Consider the following 15390-nt stretch of genomic DNA (forward strand, 5'->3'; position numbering starts at 1 on the left):
TATCATTTTGTTTGGTGAAATCAGGCGCAATGAGCAACTCCCTGGACGCATCGCTTCCGAAATCACGCGGCAGATCGGTGAAGGTACTCTCTTGCCGGGGCAAAAGCTGCCGACAGAACATAATCTGGCTCAGAGCTTCGGAGTTAGCCGCTCGGTTGTACGTGAAGCGATAGCCCAGTTGCGCAACGAGGGTCTGGTTGAAACCCGACAGGGTGTCGGGGCTTTCGTGACAGAACCCGACAGGAGACACGCCCTCCGGATAGAGCCAGAAACACTTGCCAATCGCGAAAATTTCCGCAGCCTGTTCCAGTTACGAATGGCACTCGAAATTGAAGCGGCGGGATTAGCGGCGGTTCATCATGATGAACATGACATGATGCAACTCAACGAAGCGCTCGCAGAAATGAGCGGTTCAAAAAAATGGACCGATACGGGTATAGCTGCCGATCTGGCTTTTCATCGGGCGCTCGCTTCTGCAACTCACAATGAGTATTTTCCGTTGGTCCTAGGCTTCATTGCCGAACGCATCAATCAGGCAATCAACGCAGCGCGTGCGCGGGCCGTGCTCGAGCAGATTGTCGAGATCACCATTGATGAGCATACCGCAATCAGGGACGCCGTTCATTCGCGGGATCCGTTGCAGGCACGCGAAGTGATGCGCCACCACATCGTGCAGGCAGCAAGCCGAGTCGGCCTCAAGCTGGAAACTTTTTGATGGCTTCTTCTTTTGGGCTTTTCAATCTGGAAGGGCGCATTGCGCTGATCACGGGTTCCAGTCAGGGCATTGGTTTTGCCCTGGCGCGAGGGCTTGCGGAACATGGTGCAACGGTGATCATCAATGGCCGTGACCGGGGCAAGGTGGATCAGGCTGTCACCCTGCTGGAGGATGATGGACATAAGGTCTTTGCATCTGCCTTCGATGTGACGAATGCCGCGGAAGTCCGCGCCGCCATTGAGATGATTGAAGAGGAAATCGACGCACTCGATATTCTGGTCAATAACGCCGGGATGCAGTACCGCGCACCGCTTGAGGATTTCCCTATCGAGAAATGGCAGCAGCTTCTGGAAACCAACATCTCCAGCGCTTTTTATGCCGGGCAGGCGGCTGCGCGCCATATGATCGCGCGAGGACGCGGCAAGATAATCAACATTGCTTCGGTTCAAAGTGAACTGGCGCGTCCTTCGATTGCGCCTTATACCGCGACAAAGGGAGCTATCCGTAACCTGACCCGCGGTATGGCCACCGATTGGGCCAGACATGGCTTGCAGGTCAATGCGATTGCACCCGGCTATTTCAAGACGCCGCTGAATCAGGCATTGGTTGATGACCCCGAATTTACGGCTTGGCTGGAAAAAAGGACGCCGGCGGGCCGCTGGGGGAATGTGGAAGAATTGGTCGGTGCCGCCGTATTCCTGAGCAGCGATGCTTCCACTTTTGTGAACGGACAGGTCTTGCATGTCGATGGCGGCATGACCGCAAGCGTATGAGGAATTGATGCTGCGTATCATCGTGATGGGTGTTTCGGGTTCCGGAAAATCGACGGTCGGGGAGAAGATTGCAGATGCTTTGAAGCTTCCGTTTCTCGAAGGCGACTCTCTTCATCCAAAGTCGAACGTCGATAAGATGTCGGCAGGCATCCCCTTGCAGGACGAGGATCGCTGGCCCTGGCTCGATAAAGTCGGAGAACGTCTTGCAGCCTCGAGCGACGGGATTGTGATATCCTGTTCCGCATTGAAGAAGAGCTATCGGGATCGCCTCCGCACCGCAGCGGATGCGCCTGTCCTTTTTGTTTTTCTGGACGGCAGTTTTGAAGTCTTGCATGAGCATATGGGGCATCGCACAGGCCATTTCATGCCGGTAACGATGCTGGAAAGCCAGATTGCTACACTTGAAAGCCCGGTCGGAGAGCCGTTGGTATTCCGAGCAGATGTTGCCGAGAGCGTGGAAAAGATCGTTTCCGATAGCCTCGAATGGATAGATTCAGTTCAGCGTTAGCGTTATTTCAACGGCCAGAAGAACATCAGTGTGGGTACCGTTACAATCGCGATGATGATGGATAACGGCAACCCAAGACGCGGATAATCGCTGAATTTGTAGCCGCCCGGTCCCATCACCAGCGTATTGCACTGATGACCGATCGGGGTGAGAAAATCGCACCCCGCACCGATCGCGACTGCCATAAGGAACGCTTCAGGCTTGAAACCGAGCCCAGAAGCAAAGCTTGTCGCGATTGGAGCCATGACGAGGACCGTCGCGGCATTGTTGAGAAATGGCGTCACCATCATCGCTGCCACAAGAATGAGCGTCAAAGCACCGGCCGGTGGTAATTGATGGCCGATTGTGGCAAGTCCCTCTGCTATGAGATCAGTGCCCCCGGTCGTCCTCAGTGCATCGGAAACCGGAATGAGCGCAGCCAGCATGACCAGAATTGGGCCATCAATCTCGTCATAGACCTCGTTGAGAGGTATGACCTTGAACAGAAGCATAGCAACGGCAGCCGCAAAGAAAGCCACCGCAACCGGTACGAGGCTTAAAGCGGTCGCACCGATGGCGGCAATCAGAATGGCGAGCGGGATCAATCCGCGCCGGACACTGCCGAGCATCAACTTGCGGCGGGCGAGTGGCAGCAATTCAAACTCGGGCAGGAAGGTTGATAGATTTGCCTGTCTGCCTTGCAGGACGATTACATCGCCGAAGCGCAGTATAACTTCGCTGAGGCGCTCGGTAATCCGCTCCCCTGGACGACTGACAGCCAGAAGATTCAGATCATACCGCGCGAAAAGGGCGAGTCTCTGGGCCGTCAGTCCGATGAGACGCGAATTTTTTCCAATAACAGCTTCGACGGCTTCGATGTCGGTCGAACCGCTGGTCTCGGAAGGATTGCGGTTCTCGGAGAGGGTGAGCTTTCCCGCACTTATGATCGCATCAAGCGCCTTTGGGTCGCCTTCAAGTAGCACTACATCGCCTTCATTCAGGACGGTGTCGGGAAGCGGCGTCAATCGCTGTTCCTTGCGTACGATGGAGGTTACCATCGCTTCGCCTTCAGCAGCCTTGATGAGATCAGTCACGCGCTTGCCGATCATTGTCGAGGTTTTTGTGATGCGCGCTTCGGAAGCATAATTCTTGATCTTGATTGCTTCATCCAGCGAAACATTTTCGCGCGTGCGTTGCGGGACGAGCCAGTAAAAAAGAACCAGATAGATTAGCCCCACGGCTGAAAGCACGGCGCCGACGGGCGTGAAGTCGAACATGGTGAAGGGCTCCCCCACCATTTCGCCGCGAATGCGAGAAACGACGATATTGGGCGAAGTACCCACCTGAGTCATCAAACCGCCGAGCAGCGCGCCAAACGCCATAGGCATGAGAAACGTTGAGGGGGAAACATTGGAGCGGCGTGCGAATTGAAAAGCGACCGGGATCATGATGGCCAACGCACCGACGTTTTTCACAAAGGCGGAGAGCACGGTGACGACCGCGACCAACACGGCCAGCTGTAATCTTACACTGCTGATCTCCGGCAGGAAACGCTGCACTGCCGCCTGCATGAGACCGGAACGTGCGACGCCTGCGCTAACCACCAGCGCACTGCCCACGATGATGACAATGTCGTCGCTAAACCCCGAAAATGCGTGATCGAATGGGACAACGCCAACAGCTATCGCTAAGAGAAGTGCGCAGAGCGCGACGACATCATAACGGAATTTGCCCCAGATAAACGCCCCCATCATAAGTATGATCACTGCGAAGGAGAGTATCTGCTGATGCGTCATCTATCGGAATTTCCTCACAGGCGGAAAAATATTCCATTCTGTGTAGCCGATAAATTCTAAAACAGAAATCGATTATTATAGCGGGTTGCGACCTTCGACGGACGCAACCCGTCAGAGTGTCAATCGTTCAGGCGCTGGCCGTCCCTGCCAAAAACATGGACATTTTCTGCGGATGCGCCAACCCTCACGGTCTGGTCTATATTATGGGCCGAGCGCCCGGCAACGCGGAAGATAAGTGGCTTGCCGTCAGGCAAAGCAGCGTGAATATAGCTTTCTGCACCGACGAGTTCGACCGCTTCGATACGGACGGTCGTATTGAAACCATCAGCATCGGGCGCGCCATCTTCGAGAATGTGGACATCTTCCGGGCGAACACCGATGGTGAAATTTCCTGCGGGTGTCTTCACCGCACTGCCGGTCGTCCAGCCGACGGTTTCTGCACTTGGCAGCAAGTTCATGGACGGAGAGCCGATAAACGTTGCGACGAATGTGGAGGCCGGTTTTTCATAAAGTTCGATCGGTGTGCCGACCTGTTCGATACGACCTGCATTCAGCACAACGAGACGGTCTGCCATGGTCATGGCCTCCATCTGGTCATGGGTGACATAAACGCTCGTGGTGCCGAGCGAACGTTGCAGACGCTTGATCTCGACACGCATCTGCACGCGCAGTTTCGCATCGAGGTTAGAAAGCGGTTCGTCGAAGAGAAATGCCGCCGGTTCGCGGACGATGGCTCGGCCCATGGCTACACGCTGGCGCTGGCCACCGGAGAGCTGGCGCGGCTTACGCTCCAGAAACTGCTCGATTTCAAGGGCTTTGGCAGCCTTTGCGATGCGACGTTCGATCTCGTCTTTCGGTGTCTTGCGGTTTTTCAGGCCATAAGCGAGGTTTTCCCGTACCGTCATATGCGGATAGAGCGCATAATTCTGGAACACCATGGCAATATCGCGCTCAGCGGGCTCAGCATCGTTGACCACGCGGGCGCCGATGGAGATGGTGCCAGATGTAATGCCTTCCAATCCGGCTATCATGCGCAGCAGCGTGGATTTACCGCAGCCGGAGGGACCTACCAGCACCACGAATTCCCCGTCATCGATCTCCAGCGATACGCCTTTGATGACTTCAACATTGCCGCCATAGCTCTTGCGGACGTTATCAAGAACGATTTTGCTCATTACTTTTCCGTTTCAACGAGACCTTTGACGAACCAGCGCTGCATCAGCACCACAACGAGGATCGGCGGAATGATAGCCAGAATGGCTGTTACCATGACGTAGTTCCAGGGAGTGGAAGCGTCAGCCCAGTCGACCATGCGACGCAGGCCAATGATGATTGTGTTCATCTTTGCATCATTGGTAACGAGCAGCGGCCACAGATACTGGGTCCATCCGTAGATGAAGAGAATGACGAAAAGCGCTGCGATATTCGTCTTCGAAAGCGGAAGCAGGATATCCCGCATGAAACGGAAAGGTCCGGCATTGTCGATACGTGCTGCTTCCACCAGCTCACCTGGAATTGTGAGGAAGAACTGACGGAACAGGAATGTCGCCGTCGCAGATGCCATCAGCGGCAGCGTAAGCCCGGCATAGGTGTCGATCATGCCGAGGTCCACGATTACCTTGTAGGTGGGCAGAATGCGCACTTCCACGGGCAACATCAGCGTGACGAAGATCATCCAGAAGAAGAACATACGCATCGGAAAGCGGAAGAACACAATCGCGAAGGCGGACATGAACGAGATAATGATCTTGCCGACTGCGATGGCCATAGCAACCACGAACGAGTTCCAAAGCAGCCTTTCGAGACTGACGCCGACGACACGTTCAACGCCGCCGAAGATGGCTTCGCCATAGTTTTCTATGAAATGATCGCCGGGCAGAAGCGAGATTGGCGGGCGGATGATCTGGGTCGAAGTCATCGTCGAAGCGACGAATGTATAGTAGATGGGAAAGGCGACGATTATGATGCCAAGGATGAGGATCAGGTGACCGATTAGGTTTGAGATTGGGCGTTTTTCTATCATTGTCGCCACCCTCACGAATAATGCACGCGCTTCTCGACGAAGCGGAACTGGAAGGCGGTCAAGGCAATCACGATTGCCATCAGAATGACGGACTGTGCAGAAGACGAACCGAGGTTCAGATTGACGAAGCCGTCATTGTAAACCTTGTAGACCAGCGTTTCGGTCGCTCTGGCAGGGCCACCTCCCGTCACGGCATGGATGATGCCGAACGTGTCGAAGAATGCATAGACGGTGTTTACGACCAAGAGGAAGAACGACGTCGGTGCGAGCAAAGGAAATACGATGGACCAGAATCTCCGCGATCCCCGGGCACCATCGATAGCGGCTGCTTCGATCAAAGATTTAGGGATTGCCTGTAAACCTGCAACAAAGAACAGGAAATTGTAGGAAATCTGTTTCCAGGCGGCAGCAACGACGACGAGGCCCATAGCCTGATTGCCATCCAGTAGCGGGTCCCATGCGAAGCCATTGCGGCGCAGGATATAGGCGAAAGTGCCCATCGCCGGATTAAACATGAAAAGCCACAGCATGCCGGCCACGGCGGGTGCCACGGCATATGGCCAGATCAGGAGCGTACGATAAAATGTTTTACCGCGAATAACGCGGTCTGCAGCGGTCGCAAGCAACAGCGCTGCGCCCATCGCGAGCAGAGCGGTCAGGATATTGAAAACAATCGTCACTCTGAATGAGTGCAGATAGTTGGGATCGGCCAGAACACTTGTGAAGTTGGCCAGACCCACGAAGGTGGATTTGAGCCCGAATGCATCTTCACGCATGAAGGACTGATAAATCGCCTGACTGGCTGGCCAGAAGAAAAACACCACAGTCAGGATGATCTGCGGGGCCAGCAGGAAATAGGGCAGAATTTTATTTGGAAAGGTTACTTTCTGCACGGGGAGCTTCCTCGTGGGATAACAACGCCGCCTGCCACAAAAGGCAGGCGGCGTTGTGTCAATGTGATCGTTTACTGAGCTGCGGCAATCGCGTCGTTGGCACGCTTGACGCCGTTCTCAAGTGCTGTTTTCGCGTCCTGCTTGCCGCCGAGCATGGCTTCGAACTCTTCATTCAGGATATCGCGGACCTGTGGCAGGTTAATGAGGCGCACACCCTTTGAGTTTTCGGTCGGGGCCCTGCCCATCATCTGGAGAATAGGCGTTTCGCGGCCCGGGTTCTTTTCGTAGAAATCCGACTTCTTGGTTTCCTCGTAAGCAGCGAGCGTCACTGGCAGATAACCCGACTTCTCGTGCAGCTTGACCTGAATTTTGGTCTGGGAGAGGAAGTTGAAGAATTCTGCAACGCCCTTGTACTGTTCGTCGCTAAGACCGGCGAAAACCCAAAGGGCCGCACCGCCAGGAATCGTATTTTGCGGGCCGTGACCTTCATAATAAGGCAACTGGCCGATGCCGTAATTGATGCCCGACTTCACGACATCTCCAAGGCCGCCCGAGGATTCGGTAAGCATCGCGCACTCACCTGAAGTGAAAAGCTGCTTGGCTTCCGACGTACGACCGCCGTAGCGGAACGTGCCGTCCTTTGCGAGGTCGGCAATCGACTGGAAATGCTGAATGTAAAGCGGAGAATTGATCTCGAGCTTTACATCGGTGCCGCCGAGACCGTTTTCGTTGGTGCCATAAGGAACGTTATTCCAGGCCGCAAAGTTTTCGGTCTGAATCCAGGTCAGCCATGTCGAAGTAAAGCCGCACGCTGCCGCACCACTGGACTTGATCTTCCTGGCCGCTTCAAAAACTTCCGGCCAGGTCTTTGGCGGATTGTTTTCATCGAGACCGGCCTTCTTGAAGGCGTCCTTGTTGTAATAGAGGATCGGCGACGAGGAGTTATATGGGAAGGACAGCATGGTGCCATCGGGCTTTGAGTAATAAGCGACGATGCCGGGCAGGTACTGCGACTTATCGAACTTGAAACCACCCTTTTCCAGCACTTCGGCAGCCGGCACTACAGCACCTTCGGCAGCCATCATTACACCGCTGCCGGCATCGAAGACCTGCAGAATTGCAGGGGGCTGCTTGGAGCGGAACGCGGCAATACCGGCATTCAGCGTTTCGGGATAGGTTCCCTTGTAAACCGGAACGATCTTATATTCGCTCTGGCTTTCGTTGAACTCTTTCGAGAGTTCGTTGACCATTTCGTTGTTGGCACCGGTCATGCCGTGCCACCACGCCAGTTCCGTCTGGGCGAATGCCTGCGAACCGATGGTGAGGGCGAGGGCGCTCGTCAGCGCCGAAGTCGTGATCAGACGGATAAGCATGTTTCCTCCTCGAGTGTGAGATTGCGTGAACATTCGAGCTCCTTTAGGGGGGCTCAAAGTTCCGACATCTGCGATATATTCATTGCACTTATATGAATGCAATTTTTTGCAAAGGATCAACCTTCGATTCTTCCAATGGCAGAATAAATCCGAAAACGATAGCATTCGAAATGAAAAAAAGCGAAAGGCAAGTGATAATCGTGGGGAGAACATGTGCACAATGAAGCCGTCGGAAACGCTGCCCGATGGCATTTGAGCACGGTGATTGCCTGTTCGCTGCCCCGGCGGATTGACCAACGTGCAAGTCTGAATTGAATATACCTCCTCGAATCTGGCCGACGGGTTGCTGAAATCCTATCAACCAGGCCGGACATTGATCAGTTTGCAGACGGGTGAGCTTATGCCGAGTGATGATCGCAGGAAAAGTCGCGTTACGCTTTTGGATGTGGCGCGCCACGCCAATGTATCGCGTGCGACGGCTTCACTGGTCATTCGCAAAAGTCCGCTGGTGGGGGCAGCGACACGCGAGAAGGTGGAAAAAGCCCTGCAGGAGTTGGGTTATGTCTATAATATGGGCGCAGCCAGTCTCCGGGCGGAGAGGTCGAATACGGTGGGCGTCATCGTGCCGACCCTCGGCAACCCGTTTTACGGTGAATTGCTTTCTGGAATAGACAGTGTTGTAGGTGAAGCTGGGCTGGTCGTTCTTCTTGCAAACAGCCACGAGAATTTTGCCAATCAAACCACCCTCATGCAGCGTATGCGCGAGCATGGTGTCGATGGCGTGATTGTATCGCTGACGGCAGAAACGGCTCCCGAATTCATCGAGCAGTTTGTGGACTGGGGGCTGCCGGTCGTTCAGGTATTGCGTCATGTGACGGACCGAATTGACTACGCAGGCGTGGATTATGCGGGCGGCATGCGGCAGGCAGTCAATTATCTGGCCCGGTTGGGGCATAGGACGATCGCCTTTGCCGTGCATGGGCCGGTCCATTCCGCATATCGCGAACGTGTCGAAGGATTCCGGGATGCGATGGAGCAACAAGGCCTCGATCCCGGTTTGATCGTTCGCTTGCCATACACGATGCCGGAAATCGCCAAAGCGGCCCCGCTACTCTTTCAGGCGGGAAAAGCGCCGACAGCGGCGATCTGTTTCAATGACGTGGTTGCGCTGGGGCTTTCAGTGGGTCTTTATGACTGTGGGAGGAAAGTTGGTGACGACTTCTCTCTGATCGGCTTCGATGATGTAAGCGACGCGGAGGCGACACGGCCCCGCTTGAGTTCAGTGTCAACGCGACCGGTTGCAGTGGGCCAGAACGCCGCCAGGCTGCTTCTTTCCCGGCTGGCAAGTCCGGAAAAGCAGGCCGAGCGGATCGTGAGCGAGACATATTTGCAGGTGAGGCAGTCCTGTGTACCGTTAAAAGCGCCAGTCATCTAATCCGAATTAATGATTGACGAGCGGCATCAAACCCAATTAGATCGATCTAAATTTGTTGCCGACAGGAGGAAAAGTCGGCATAGTCCGTGTACCGGGAGGTTCGGCATTGTATAATTTCAACTTCGCGCCCGTTTTCGCGTCGATGGATAAGCTGCTTGTCGGTGCGTGGCAGACAATTGAGCTCTCGTGCGCTGCGATGGTGTTAGGCTTGATTGTCTCGATTATCTGCGCCGTCGGTAAGACATCCGGACCCAAACCGGTACGCTTCGTCATCGATGCCTATATCGAAATCATCCGCAACACACCGTTTCTGGTGCAGATTTTCTTTATCTTCTTTGGATTGCCTTCTGCTGGTTTGCGCCTGTCGCCCAATAGTGCTGCGCTTCTCGCACTGATCGTGAATTTCGGGGCCTACGGCACGGAGATTATTCGGGCGGGTATTGAATCTATTCATAAAGGTCAGGTGGAAGCTGGGACAGCGCTTGGTCTCTCCAGGCTTCAGGTATTCCGCTATGTCATCATGAAGCCAGCCTTGCGGACGGTCTATCCATCGCTCACCAGTCAGTTCATTTATCTGATGCTGACTTCGAGTGTTGTATCCGTCATTTCCGCCAATGAGCTTGCGGCTGCGGGTAACGATTTGCAGTCGGCGACCTTTGCGAGCTTTGAGGTCTATATCGTTATCACGCTCATGTATCTCGTCATGTCCATCGGTTTCTCTGCCGTCTTCGCGTTGATCGAGAAGGTGGCCTTCAAATACCCGTTGAGCCGATAGGAGCAGGCCATGATCAGACCTTTTGGCTGGAACGAATTTCTCATCATCGTTTATGCAGCGCAATGGACCATTGCTCTTTCCGCCATTGCCTTTGTGGGCGGCGGTATTGGAGGGCTGCTGGTTGCGCTGATGCGCGTCTCGGATGCCCGCGTCCCGCGTTTCATTGCGCTCGGCTTCATAAGGCTGTTTCAGGGCACACCGCTTCTGATGCAGCTGTTTCTGGTCTTTTTCGGTCTCAATATTTTCGGACTGGGCATCAATCCGTGGATCGCTGCAACAATTGCACTGACTTTGCATGCGAGCGCTTTTCTGGGCGAGATCTGGCGCGGCTGTATTGATGCTGTGCCGCCCGGTCAGCGCGAAGCCGCAACTGCCTTGGGGCTGCGTTACTATAATCGTATGCGCTATGTGATCCTGCCGCAGGCTGCGCGCATTTCCGTTGCGCCAACGGTGGGGTTTCTCGTGCAGCTCATCAAGGGAACGTCTCTTGCTGCGATCATTGGCTTTACGGAACTGACACGCCAAGGTCAGATCATCAACAACGCGACATTCAGCCCGTTCATGGTGTTTGGCACCGTGGCTGCTATCTATTTTGTCCTGTGCTGGCCGCTATCCATTCTCGCGCGCCGCATGGAAGCGAGGTTTTCTCGTGCTACGGCTCGGTAATCGGGGGGCTGGGGAAGACAATGGGCATTTCCGGCCTGCTGCGAGACATGGCTGCGGCAGGAAATGCTCCGAAAAATAAGAAACGGTGCCGGCGAGGAGACCGGCCCTTGATAGGGAAGGAATAAAAATGAATATCACCAGACGTTTGGCTATGGCCTTCATTGGTGCGGGAGCTCTCGCGACCGTGCTGGCACCTGCAGCATTTGCGCAGACTGTTGACGGCATCAAGTCCGCCGGGAAAATCAAGATCGGTATGCTGGTCGATTTTCCACCTTTCGGCATCATGAATACCAGCAATGAACCGGATGGCTATGACGCTGACGTGGCAAAGCTGCTGGCGAAGGAGATCGGTGTCGAGGCTCAGATTGTTCCGGTTACCGGTCCGAACCGGATTCCCTATCTGCAGAGCGGTCAGGTCGATGTCCTGGTTGCTTCGCTGGGCATCACGGAGGAGCGCGCCAAGAGCGTGGATTTCTCCCAGCCTTATGCGGGCATTTCAATTGGTGTATTCGGACCGAAGGATATTGCGGTTGCGAAGCCGGAGGATCTTTCGGGCAAGACCATCGGCGTCGCGCGGGCTTCGACGCAGGATACGGCAGTTACCAAGGTTGCGCCGCAGGATGCCAACATTCGCCGCTTCGACGACGACGCAAGCGCAGTGCAGGCTTTGCTTTCCGGTCAGGTTGAACTGATCGGTCTATCCAACGTTGTGGCGGCTGAGATCGAAAAGGCTGCTCCGGGCCGCTACGAACAGAAAATCCAGCTCAGCCAGCAGGTACAGGGCATCGCTGTTCGCAAGGGCTCGGCCGAAATGCTGGAATTCGTCAACAAGTTCATCGAAAAGGCGAAGAGCGACGGTGAACTGAACAAGATCCATGAGAAGTGGCTTGGCGCGCCGCTGCCGGATTTTGTTTCCCAGGCAAAGTAAGCTCCTGAATTCCGCCTTGCCCGTCCTCAGGCGGGCATGGCGATCCAGTCCACGAAAGTGAGTTTCTCGACATGAACCAGACGGCTCAGGGAACGACAAACCAGATGCAGCACGATGCTTCTGGTGCGGCAGTGCTTATGCAAGGGGTGAACAAGTGGTACGGCACGTACCATGCGCTCCGAAATATCAATCTGACTGTATCCCGCGGCGAACGTATCGTTATTTGCGGCCCGTCTGGTTCGGGAAAGTCTACTCTCATCCGCTGCATCAATCAGTTGGAGACCATTCAGGAGGGCCGTATCATCGTTGATGGCCACGACCTGACTGCTGGTGGAAAGAATGTAGATATCGTGCGGCAGGAAACCGGTATGGTTTTCCAGCAGTTCAATCTCTTTCCGCATATGACTGTTCTTGAGAATTGCACGTTGGCGCCGATGAAGGTGCGGGGCATCTCGAAGCCGGAGGCCGAAAAGACAGCGCGCAAATATCTGGAGCGCGTCCGCATTCCCGAACAGGCGGACAAGTATCCGGCCCAGCTTTCCGGCGGACAGCAACAGCGCGTGGCTATTGCCCGTGCGCTCTGCATGAATCCCAAGATCATGCTTTTCGATGAACCGACTTCGGCGCTCGATCCAGAAATGGTCAAGGAAGTTCTGGATACCATGATCGATCTCGCGAAAGAGGGCATGACCATGCTGTGCGTTACGCATGAAATGGGCTTTGCGCGGCAGGTCGCAGACCGCGTCATTTTCATGGATCAGGGGCAAATTCTCGAAATGGCGGAACCGGAAGAGTTTTTCGGTAATCCGAAACACGAGCGCACAAAGGCATTCATTGGCCAGATTTCCTGATTGTCTCCAATAATTTAGTAATGGAGTTTGAAGTGACGAACGAAGTTCTGCTCATCGAGCCTATGATGCCGTTGATCGAAGAGCGACTGGACGCGGCTTACAAGGTTCTTCGCCTGTATAAACCGGAGGACAGTGGGGCTATCGATGCGGCCCTCGGCACCATACGTGCTGTCGTCACTGGGGGCGGAACAGGGCTCTCCAACGAGTGGATGGAACGTTTGCCGTCACTTGGCCTGATCGCCATTAACGGTGTGGGAACAGACAAGGTTGACCTCGCTTTTTCACGTGGTCGCAACGTCCATGTCAGCACCACGCCGGGCGTTCTGACGGACGATGTCGCTGACACCGGCATTGCCCTCATGCTCGCGGTAATGCGCCATGTCGTTGCGGGCGATCGGTTCGTAAGGGAAGGTAGATGGGCTCGCCGGGAGGCTTTCTCTCTCGGGATAAGCCCGAAAGGCAAGCGGGTCGGCGTCCTGGGGCTTGGCCAGATTGGCAAATCGTTTGCGCGGCGCGCGGAAGCATTTGGCATGGAAGTGCATTACTGGAACCGTTCGCCTGTCGCAGACACCGGTTGGGTCGCACACGCCACGCCTGTGGAACTTGCGCAGCAAAGCGACGTGCTCGCAGTGTGCGTTGCAGCCAACCCTGCCACGGCAAATATCGTGAATGCGGATGTTCTGGCGGCACTTGGAAACAAAGGCTATCTGGTCAATGTAGCCCGAGGCAGTGTCGTTGACGAAGATGCGCTTCTGGAAGCGTTGAACAACGGAACCATTGCTGGTGCCGGCCTTGATGTTTTCGTCAATGAACCGACGATCAGAGCGGATTTTCTGACCGCGCCAAACACGGTGCTGATGCCGCATCAGGGCAGCGCAACGGTCGAAACCCGTGTTGGAATGGGCGAACTGGTGCTCGCCAATCTCGCAGCATATTTTTCCGGTGATGTTCCGCCGACCAAGGTAAACTGAGTTATTATCCATGATTGTCAGACAGGCCTTTTTTGAAGGCGCTATTCATGCTGGGCGCGAGGATGCGTTCAAAGCTTATGTCGCCGATATCCTCATGCCGATGTGGCTCTCCTTTCCCGGTATCAGGGAAGTGCGCGTTCTTTACGCTGTCGAACGCGATGAAGGTGCTCCGGCTTACCCGATGGTGCTTTGGACCAAGTATGACAGCAGGGAGGCTCTGGCGGAGGCGCTCGCGTCATCTGTGCGATATGAAAGCCGGGAGGCGACAAAGGGCCTCCTCGAAATGTTCGATGGTCATATCCATCATCACGTCTTCGATCTCACCCTCGAAGGGTGAGGTCGCGTCTATTCAGCAGCCTCAAGCGCCCCACGTCCGCTCAAGGACATTGATCCAGTTGCCATGGGCCAGCTTGACGATGGAGGCATCGTCGTAGCCGTGCTTGCGGAATGCTTCTATGACCAGCTGGAGATCGCCTACGTCGCGGAGCGTCGACGAAATCGTGGTGCCATCAAAATCGGAACCGAGCGCCAGATGGTCGATCCCGATGCGATCGACAATGTAATCGGCGTGACGAACGATCTCGGATAGATCGGTATCAGGATCGCGCTTTCCGTCTTCGCGCAGGAATGACACGCCGAAGTTGAGCCCAACAAGACCGCCCGTATCGCGAATGGCATCCAGTTGCCTGTCCGTCAGGTTGCGGCTTTGCTGGCAAAGCGCGTGCGCATTGGAGTGCGAGGCCACGAGCGGCGCGTCGGAGATCGCTGCAACGTCCCAGAACCCTTTCTCGTTCATGTGAGAAAGGTCGATCATGACTTTCAGCTCGTTGCATGCGCGAATGAGAGCTTTGCCGTGATCGGTAAGGCCGGGACCGATATCCGGGGAGGCGGGAAAGCGGAAGGGGATGCCGTGGGCAAAAATATTCGGGCGGCTCCAGACAGGCCCCAGCGTTCTAAGGCCAGCTTCATGCAGAACATAAAGCGCATCGAGGTCTTCGCTGAAAGCCTCCACACCTTCGATATGATAGACGGACGCGAAAATCCCCTTCGCAAACGCATCGCGAATATCTGCTGCCGTGCGGCAGACACGCACTCGGCCTTCAGATTCGCGTTCGATTTTCAGTAGGATTGCAGACATGGCGAGCGTCGCCTTCATCGCATCCGTTTGGCTGGGCGTCGCGAGGTTGCCGTTGGCATCGAGTTCGCGTGACGGCGAGGGTACATACACTGCGCAAAGTCCGCCGCCCAGACCACCCTTCTGCGCGCGTGGCAGATCGATATGTCCGACATTTTCGCCATCAAGAAAGCGCTTCTCCGGCGCGGCAGCCTCGGATGACCACAACCGCAACAGCACGTCGTTGTGACCATCAAAAACGGGTATCTTCTGTTCTGTTGCCATGGAGTAGCCTTTTCAAATCAAGTCCAGTATTTGAGACACGGGTGATGGACCCAAGCGCGAAGAATTGCAAATGCGATTTCAGTCACTTGATATGATCACCCTGCATGAGCGGCGATTCCTTGTAGCGAAAGCTTTCTTTTAGGTTGCGCTCATGCAAAGTCTGCATAGGCAATGCAAAATTCTGCATTGGCCCCTGCATCCGCTGACGTGATAGCGGAAAGGTGGAAAAATATATCCGGATATAAGCGTCGACGATTGCATCCCAATTCATGGACATGTTCGGAAAGCGCTGCAAGAGGAGCTCT

At 55.0% G+C, this 15390-nt stretch carries 17 protein-coding genes; 10 read left to right on the plus strand and 7 right to left on the minus strand.

Features of this window, described 5'->3' with window-relative positions; genetic code table 11:
• Positions 1–7: 7 nt before the first annotated feature.
• The 3 genes from ACS5UA_RS08465 to ACS5UA_RS08475 are packed head-to-tail and all read left to right on the plus strand — an operon-like array spanning position 8 to position 1996.
• Positions 8–715 carry a FadR/GntR family transcriptional regulator gene (locus tag ACS5UA_RS08465; protein ID WP_006469011.1) on the plus strand — a complete coding sequence of 236 codons (708 nt, stop codon included), beginning with the start codon at positions 8–10 and terminating at the stop codon, positions 713–715.
• Complete coding sequence (locus ACS5UA_RS08470; protein ID WP_006471324.1) at positions 715–1488, plus strand: SDR family oxidoreductase; 774 nt, start codon at positions 715–717, stop codon at positions 1486–1488. Before ACS5UA_RS08465 ends, ACS5UA_RS08470 begins: the two co-directional genes overlap by 1 nt.
• Positions 1489–1495: 7 nt before the next feature.
• Positions 1496–1996 (plus strand): gluconokinase, encoded by a 501-nt coding sequence (locus tag ACS5UA_RS08475; RefSeq protein ID WP_006471323.1) that lies wholly within the window; start codon positions 1496–1498, stop codon positions 1994–1996.
• Positions 1997–1998: 2 nt separating this feature from the next.
• Here the strand turns inward: ACS5UA_RS08475 and ACS5UA_RS08480 are convergent, their stop codons facing one another.
• The 5 genes from ACS5UA_RS08480 to ugpB form a co-directional block, all read right to left on the minus strand.
• Positions 1999–3771, minus strand: a complete 1773-nt coding sequence (locus ACS5UA_RS08480; protein WP_006469008.1) for an SLC13 family permease — start codon at positions 3769–3771, stop codon at positions 1999–2001.
• Positions 3772–3890: 119 nt separating this feature from the next.
• Entirely contained in the window at positions 3891–4946 is a 1056-nt protein-coding gene (locus ACS5UA_RS08485) for a sn-glycerol-3-phosphate import ATP-binding protein UgpC (RefSeq protein WP_006469007.1), read from the minus strand.
• Positions 4946–5794: a sn-glycerol-3-phosphate ABC transporter permease UgpE gene (gene ugpE, locus ACS5UA_RS08490; protein WP_006471322.1), complete on the minus strand. Its 849-nt coding sequence runs from the start codon at positions 5792–5794 to the stop codon at positions 4946–4948. The genes ACS5UA_RS08485 and ugpE overlap by 1 nt, the downstream gene beginning before the upstream one ends.
• Positions 5795–5805: 11 nt before the next feature.
• Positions 5806–6687, minus strand: coding sequence for a sn-glycerol-3-phosphate ABC transporter permease UgpA (gene ugpA, locus ACS5UA_RS08495; protein WP_006469005.1), 882 nt, complete (start codon positions 6685–6687; stop codon positions 5806–5808).
• Positions 6688–6758: 71 nt separating this feature from the next.
• The gene (ugpB, locus tag ACS5UA_RS08500) at positions 6759–8060 is read right to left on the minus strand and encodes a sn-glycerol-3-phosphate ABC transporter substrate-binding protein UgpB (RefSeq protein WP_443101259.1); all 1302 of its coding nucleotides are present in this window, start codon (positions 8058–8060) and stop codon (positions 6759–6761) included.
• A gap of 400 nt (positions 8061–8460) precedes the next feature.
• Here ugpB and ACS5UA_RS08505 point away from each other — a divergent pair, with 400 nt between their 5' ends.
• The 7 genes from ACS5UA_RS08505 to ACS5UA_RS08535 all read left to right on the plus strand — a co-directional run bounded on the left by ACS5UA_RS08505 (position 8461) and on the right by ACS5UA_RS08535 (position 14023).
• A complete protein-coding gene (locus ACS5UA_RS08505) occupies positions 8461–9495 on the plus strand; it encodes a LacI family DNA-binding transcriptional regulator (protein WP_443101260.1) in 1035 nt (344 codons plus the stop codon).
• Positions 9496–9601: 106 nt separating this feature from the next.
• The gene (locus ACS5UA_RS08510) at positions 9602–10270 is read left to right on the plus strand and encodes an amino acid ABC transporter permease (protein ID WP_006471319.1); all 669 of its coding nucleotides are present in this window, start codon (positions 9602–9604) and stop codon (positions 10268–10270) included.
• A gap of 9 nt (positions 10271–10279) precedes the next feature.
• On the plus strand, positions 10280–10936 hold the full coding sequence (locus tag ACS5UA_RS08515) for an amino acid ABC transporter permease (RefSeq protein WP_006469001.1): 657 nt from the start codon (positions 10280–10282) through the stop codon (positions 10934–10936).
• Between the two features lie 127 nt (positions 10937–11063).
• Positions 11064–11864 (plus strand): transporter substrate-binding domain-containing protein, encoded by an 801-nt coding sequence (locus ACS5UA_RS08520; protein ID WP_006471318.1) that lies wholly within the window; start codon positions 11064–11066, stop codon positions 11862–11864.
• A gap of 104 nt (positions 11865–11968) precedes the next feature.
• Positions 11969–12715, plus strand: coding sequence for an amino acid ABC transporter ATP-binding protein (locus tag ACS5UA_RS08525; RefSeq protein ID WP_006471317.1), 747 nt, complete (start codon positions 11969–11971; stop codon positions 12713–12715).
• Positions 12716–12735: 20 nt separating this feature from the next.
• Complete coding sequence (locus ACS5UA_RS08530; RefSeq protein ID WP_006468998.1) at positions 12736–13686, plus strand: 2-hydroxyacid dehydrogenase; 951 nt, start codon at positions 12736–12738, stop codon at positions 13684–13686.
• A gap of 10 nt (positions 13687–13696) precedes the next feature.
• Positions 13697–14023: a hypothetical protein gene (locus ACS5UA_RS08535; RefSeq protein ID WP_006468997.1), complete on the plus strand. Its 327-nt coding sequence runs from the start codon at positions 13697–13699 to the stop codon at positions 14021–14023.
• Between the two features lie 21 nt (positions 14024–14044).
• Here the strand turns inward: ACS5UA_RS08535 and ACS5UA_RS08540 are convergent, their stop codons facing one another.
• A complete protein-coding gene (locus ACS5UA_RS08540; RefSeq protein WP_006468996.1) occupies positions 14045–15085 on the minus strand; it encodes a dipeptidase in 1041 nt (346 codons plus the stop codon).
• An 82-nt stretch (positions 15086–15167) separates the two neighbouring features.
• Positions 15168–15380 carry a hypothetical protein gene (locus ACS5UA_RS08545; RefSeq protein ID WP_006468995.1) on the minus strand — a complete coding sequence of 71 codons (213 nt, stop codon included), beginning with the start codon at positions 15378–15380 and terminating at the stop codon, positions 15168–15170.
• Positions 15381–15390 lie beyond the last annotated feature (10 nt).

The sequence above is a fragment of the Brucella sp. RRSP16 genome (assembly GCF_052246815.1).
In the GTDB taxonomy this organism is placed as follows: Bacteria; Pseudomonadota; Alphaproteobacteria; order Rhizobiales; family Rhizobiaceae; genus Brucella; species Brucella intermedia.

Bases quoted from the DNA above. Each gene is read 5' to 3' on its own strand.
- ACS5UA_RS08470 (WP_006471324.1), top strand. From the start codon at position 715: ATGGCTTCTTCTTTTGGGCTTTTCAATCTGGAAGGGCGCATTGCGCTG.
- ACS5UA_RS08475 (WP_006471323.1), top strand. From the start codon at position 1,496: ATGCTGCGTATCATCGTGATGGGTGTTTCGGGTTCCGGAAAATCGACG.
- ACS5UA_RS08480 (WP_006469008.1), bottom strand. From the start codon at position 3,771: ATGACGCATCAGCAGATACTCTCCTTCGCAGTGATCATACTTATGATG.
- ACS5UA_RS08485 (WP_006469007.1), bottom strand. From the start codon at position 4,946: ATGAGCAAAATCGTTCTTGATAACGTCCGCAAGAGCTATGGCGGCAAT.
- ugpE (WP_006471322.1), bottom strand. From the start codon at position 5,794: ATGATAGAAAAACGCCCAATCTCAAACCTAATCGGTCACCTGATCCTC.
- ugpB (WP_443101259.1), bottom strand. From the start codon at position 8,060: ATGCTTATCCGTCTGATCACGACTTCGGCGCTGACGAGCGCCCTCGCC.
- ACS5UA_RS08505 (WP_443101260.1), top strand. From the start codon at position 8,461: ATGCCGAGTGATGATCGCAGGAAAAGTCGCGTTACGCTTTTGGATGTG.
- ACS5UA_RS08515 (WP_006469001.1), top strand. From the start codon at position 10,280: ATGATCAGACCTTTTGGCTGGAACGAATTTCTCATCATCGTTTATGCA.
- ACS5UA_RS08520 (WP_006471318.1), top strand. From the start codon at position 11,064: ATGAATATCACCAGACGTTTGGCTATGGCCTTCATTGGTGCGGGAGCT.
- ACS5UA_RS08525 (WP_006471317.1), top strand. From the start codon at position 11,969: ATGCAGCACGATGCTTCTGGTGCGGCAGTGCTTATGCAAGGGGTGAAC.
- ACS5UA_RS08530 (WP_006468998.1), top strand. From the start codon at position 12,736: ATGGAGTTTGAAGTGACGAACGAAGTTCTGCTCATCGAGCCTATGATG.
- ACS5UA_RS08535 (WP_006468997.1), top strand. From the start codon at position 13,697: ATGATTGTCAGACAGGCCTTTTTTGAAGGCGCTATTCATGCTGGGCGC.
- ACS5UA_RS08540 (WP_006468996.1), bottom strand. From the start codon at position 15,085: ATGGCAACAGAACAGAAGATACCCGTTTTTGATGGTCACAACGACGTG.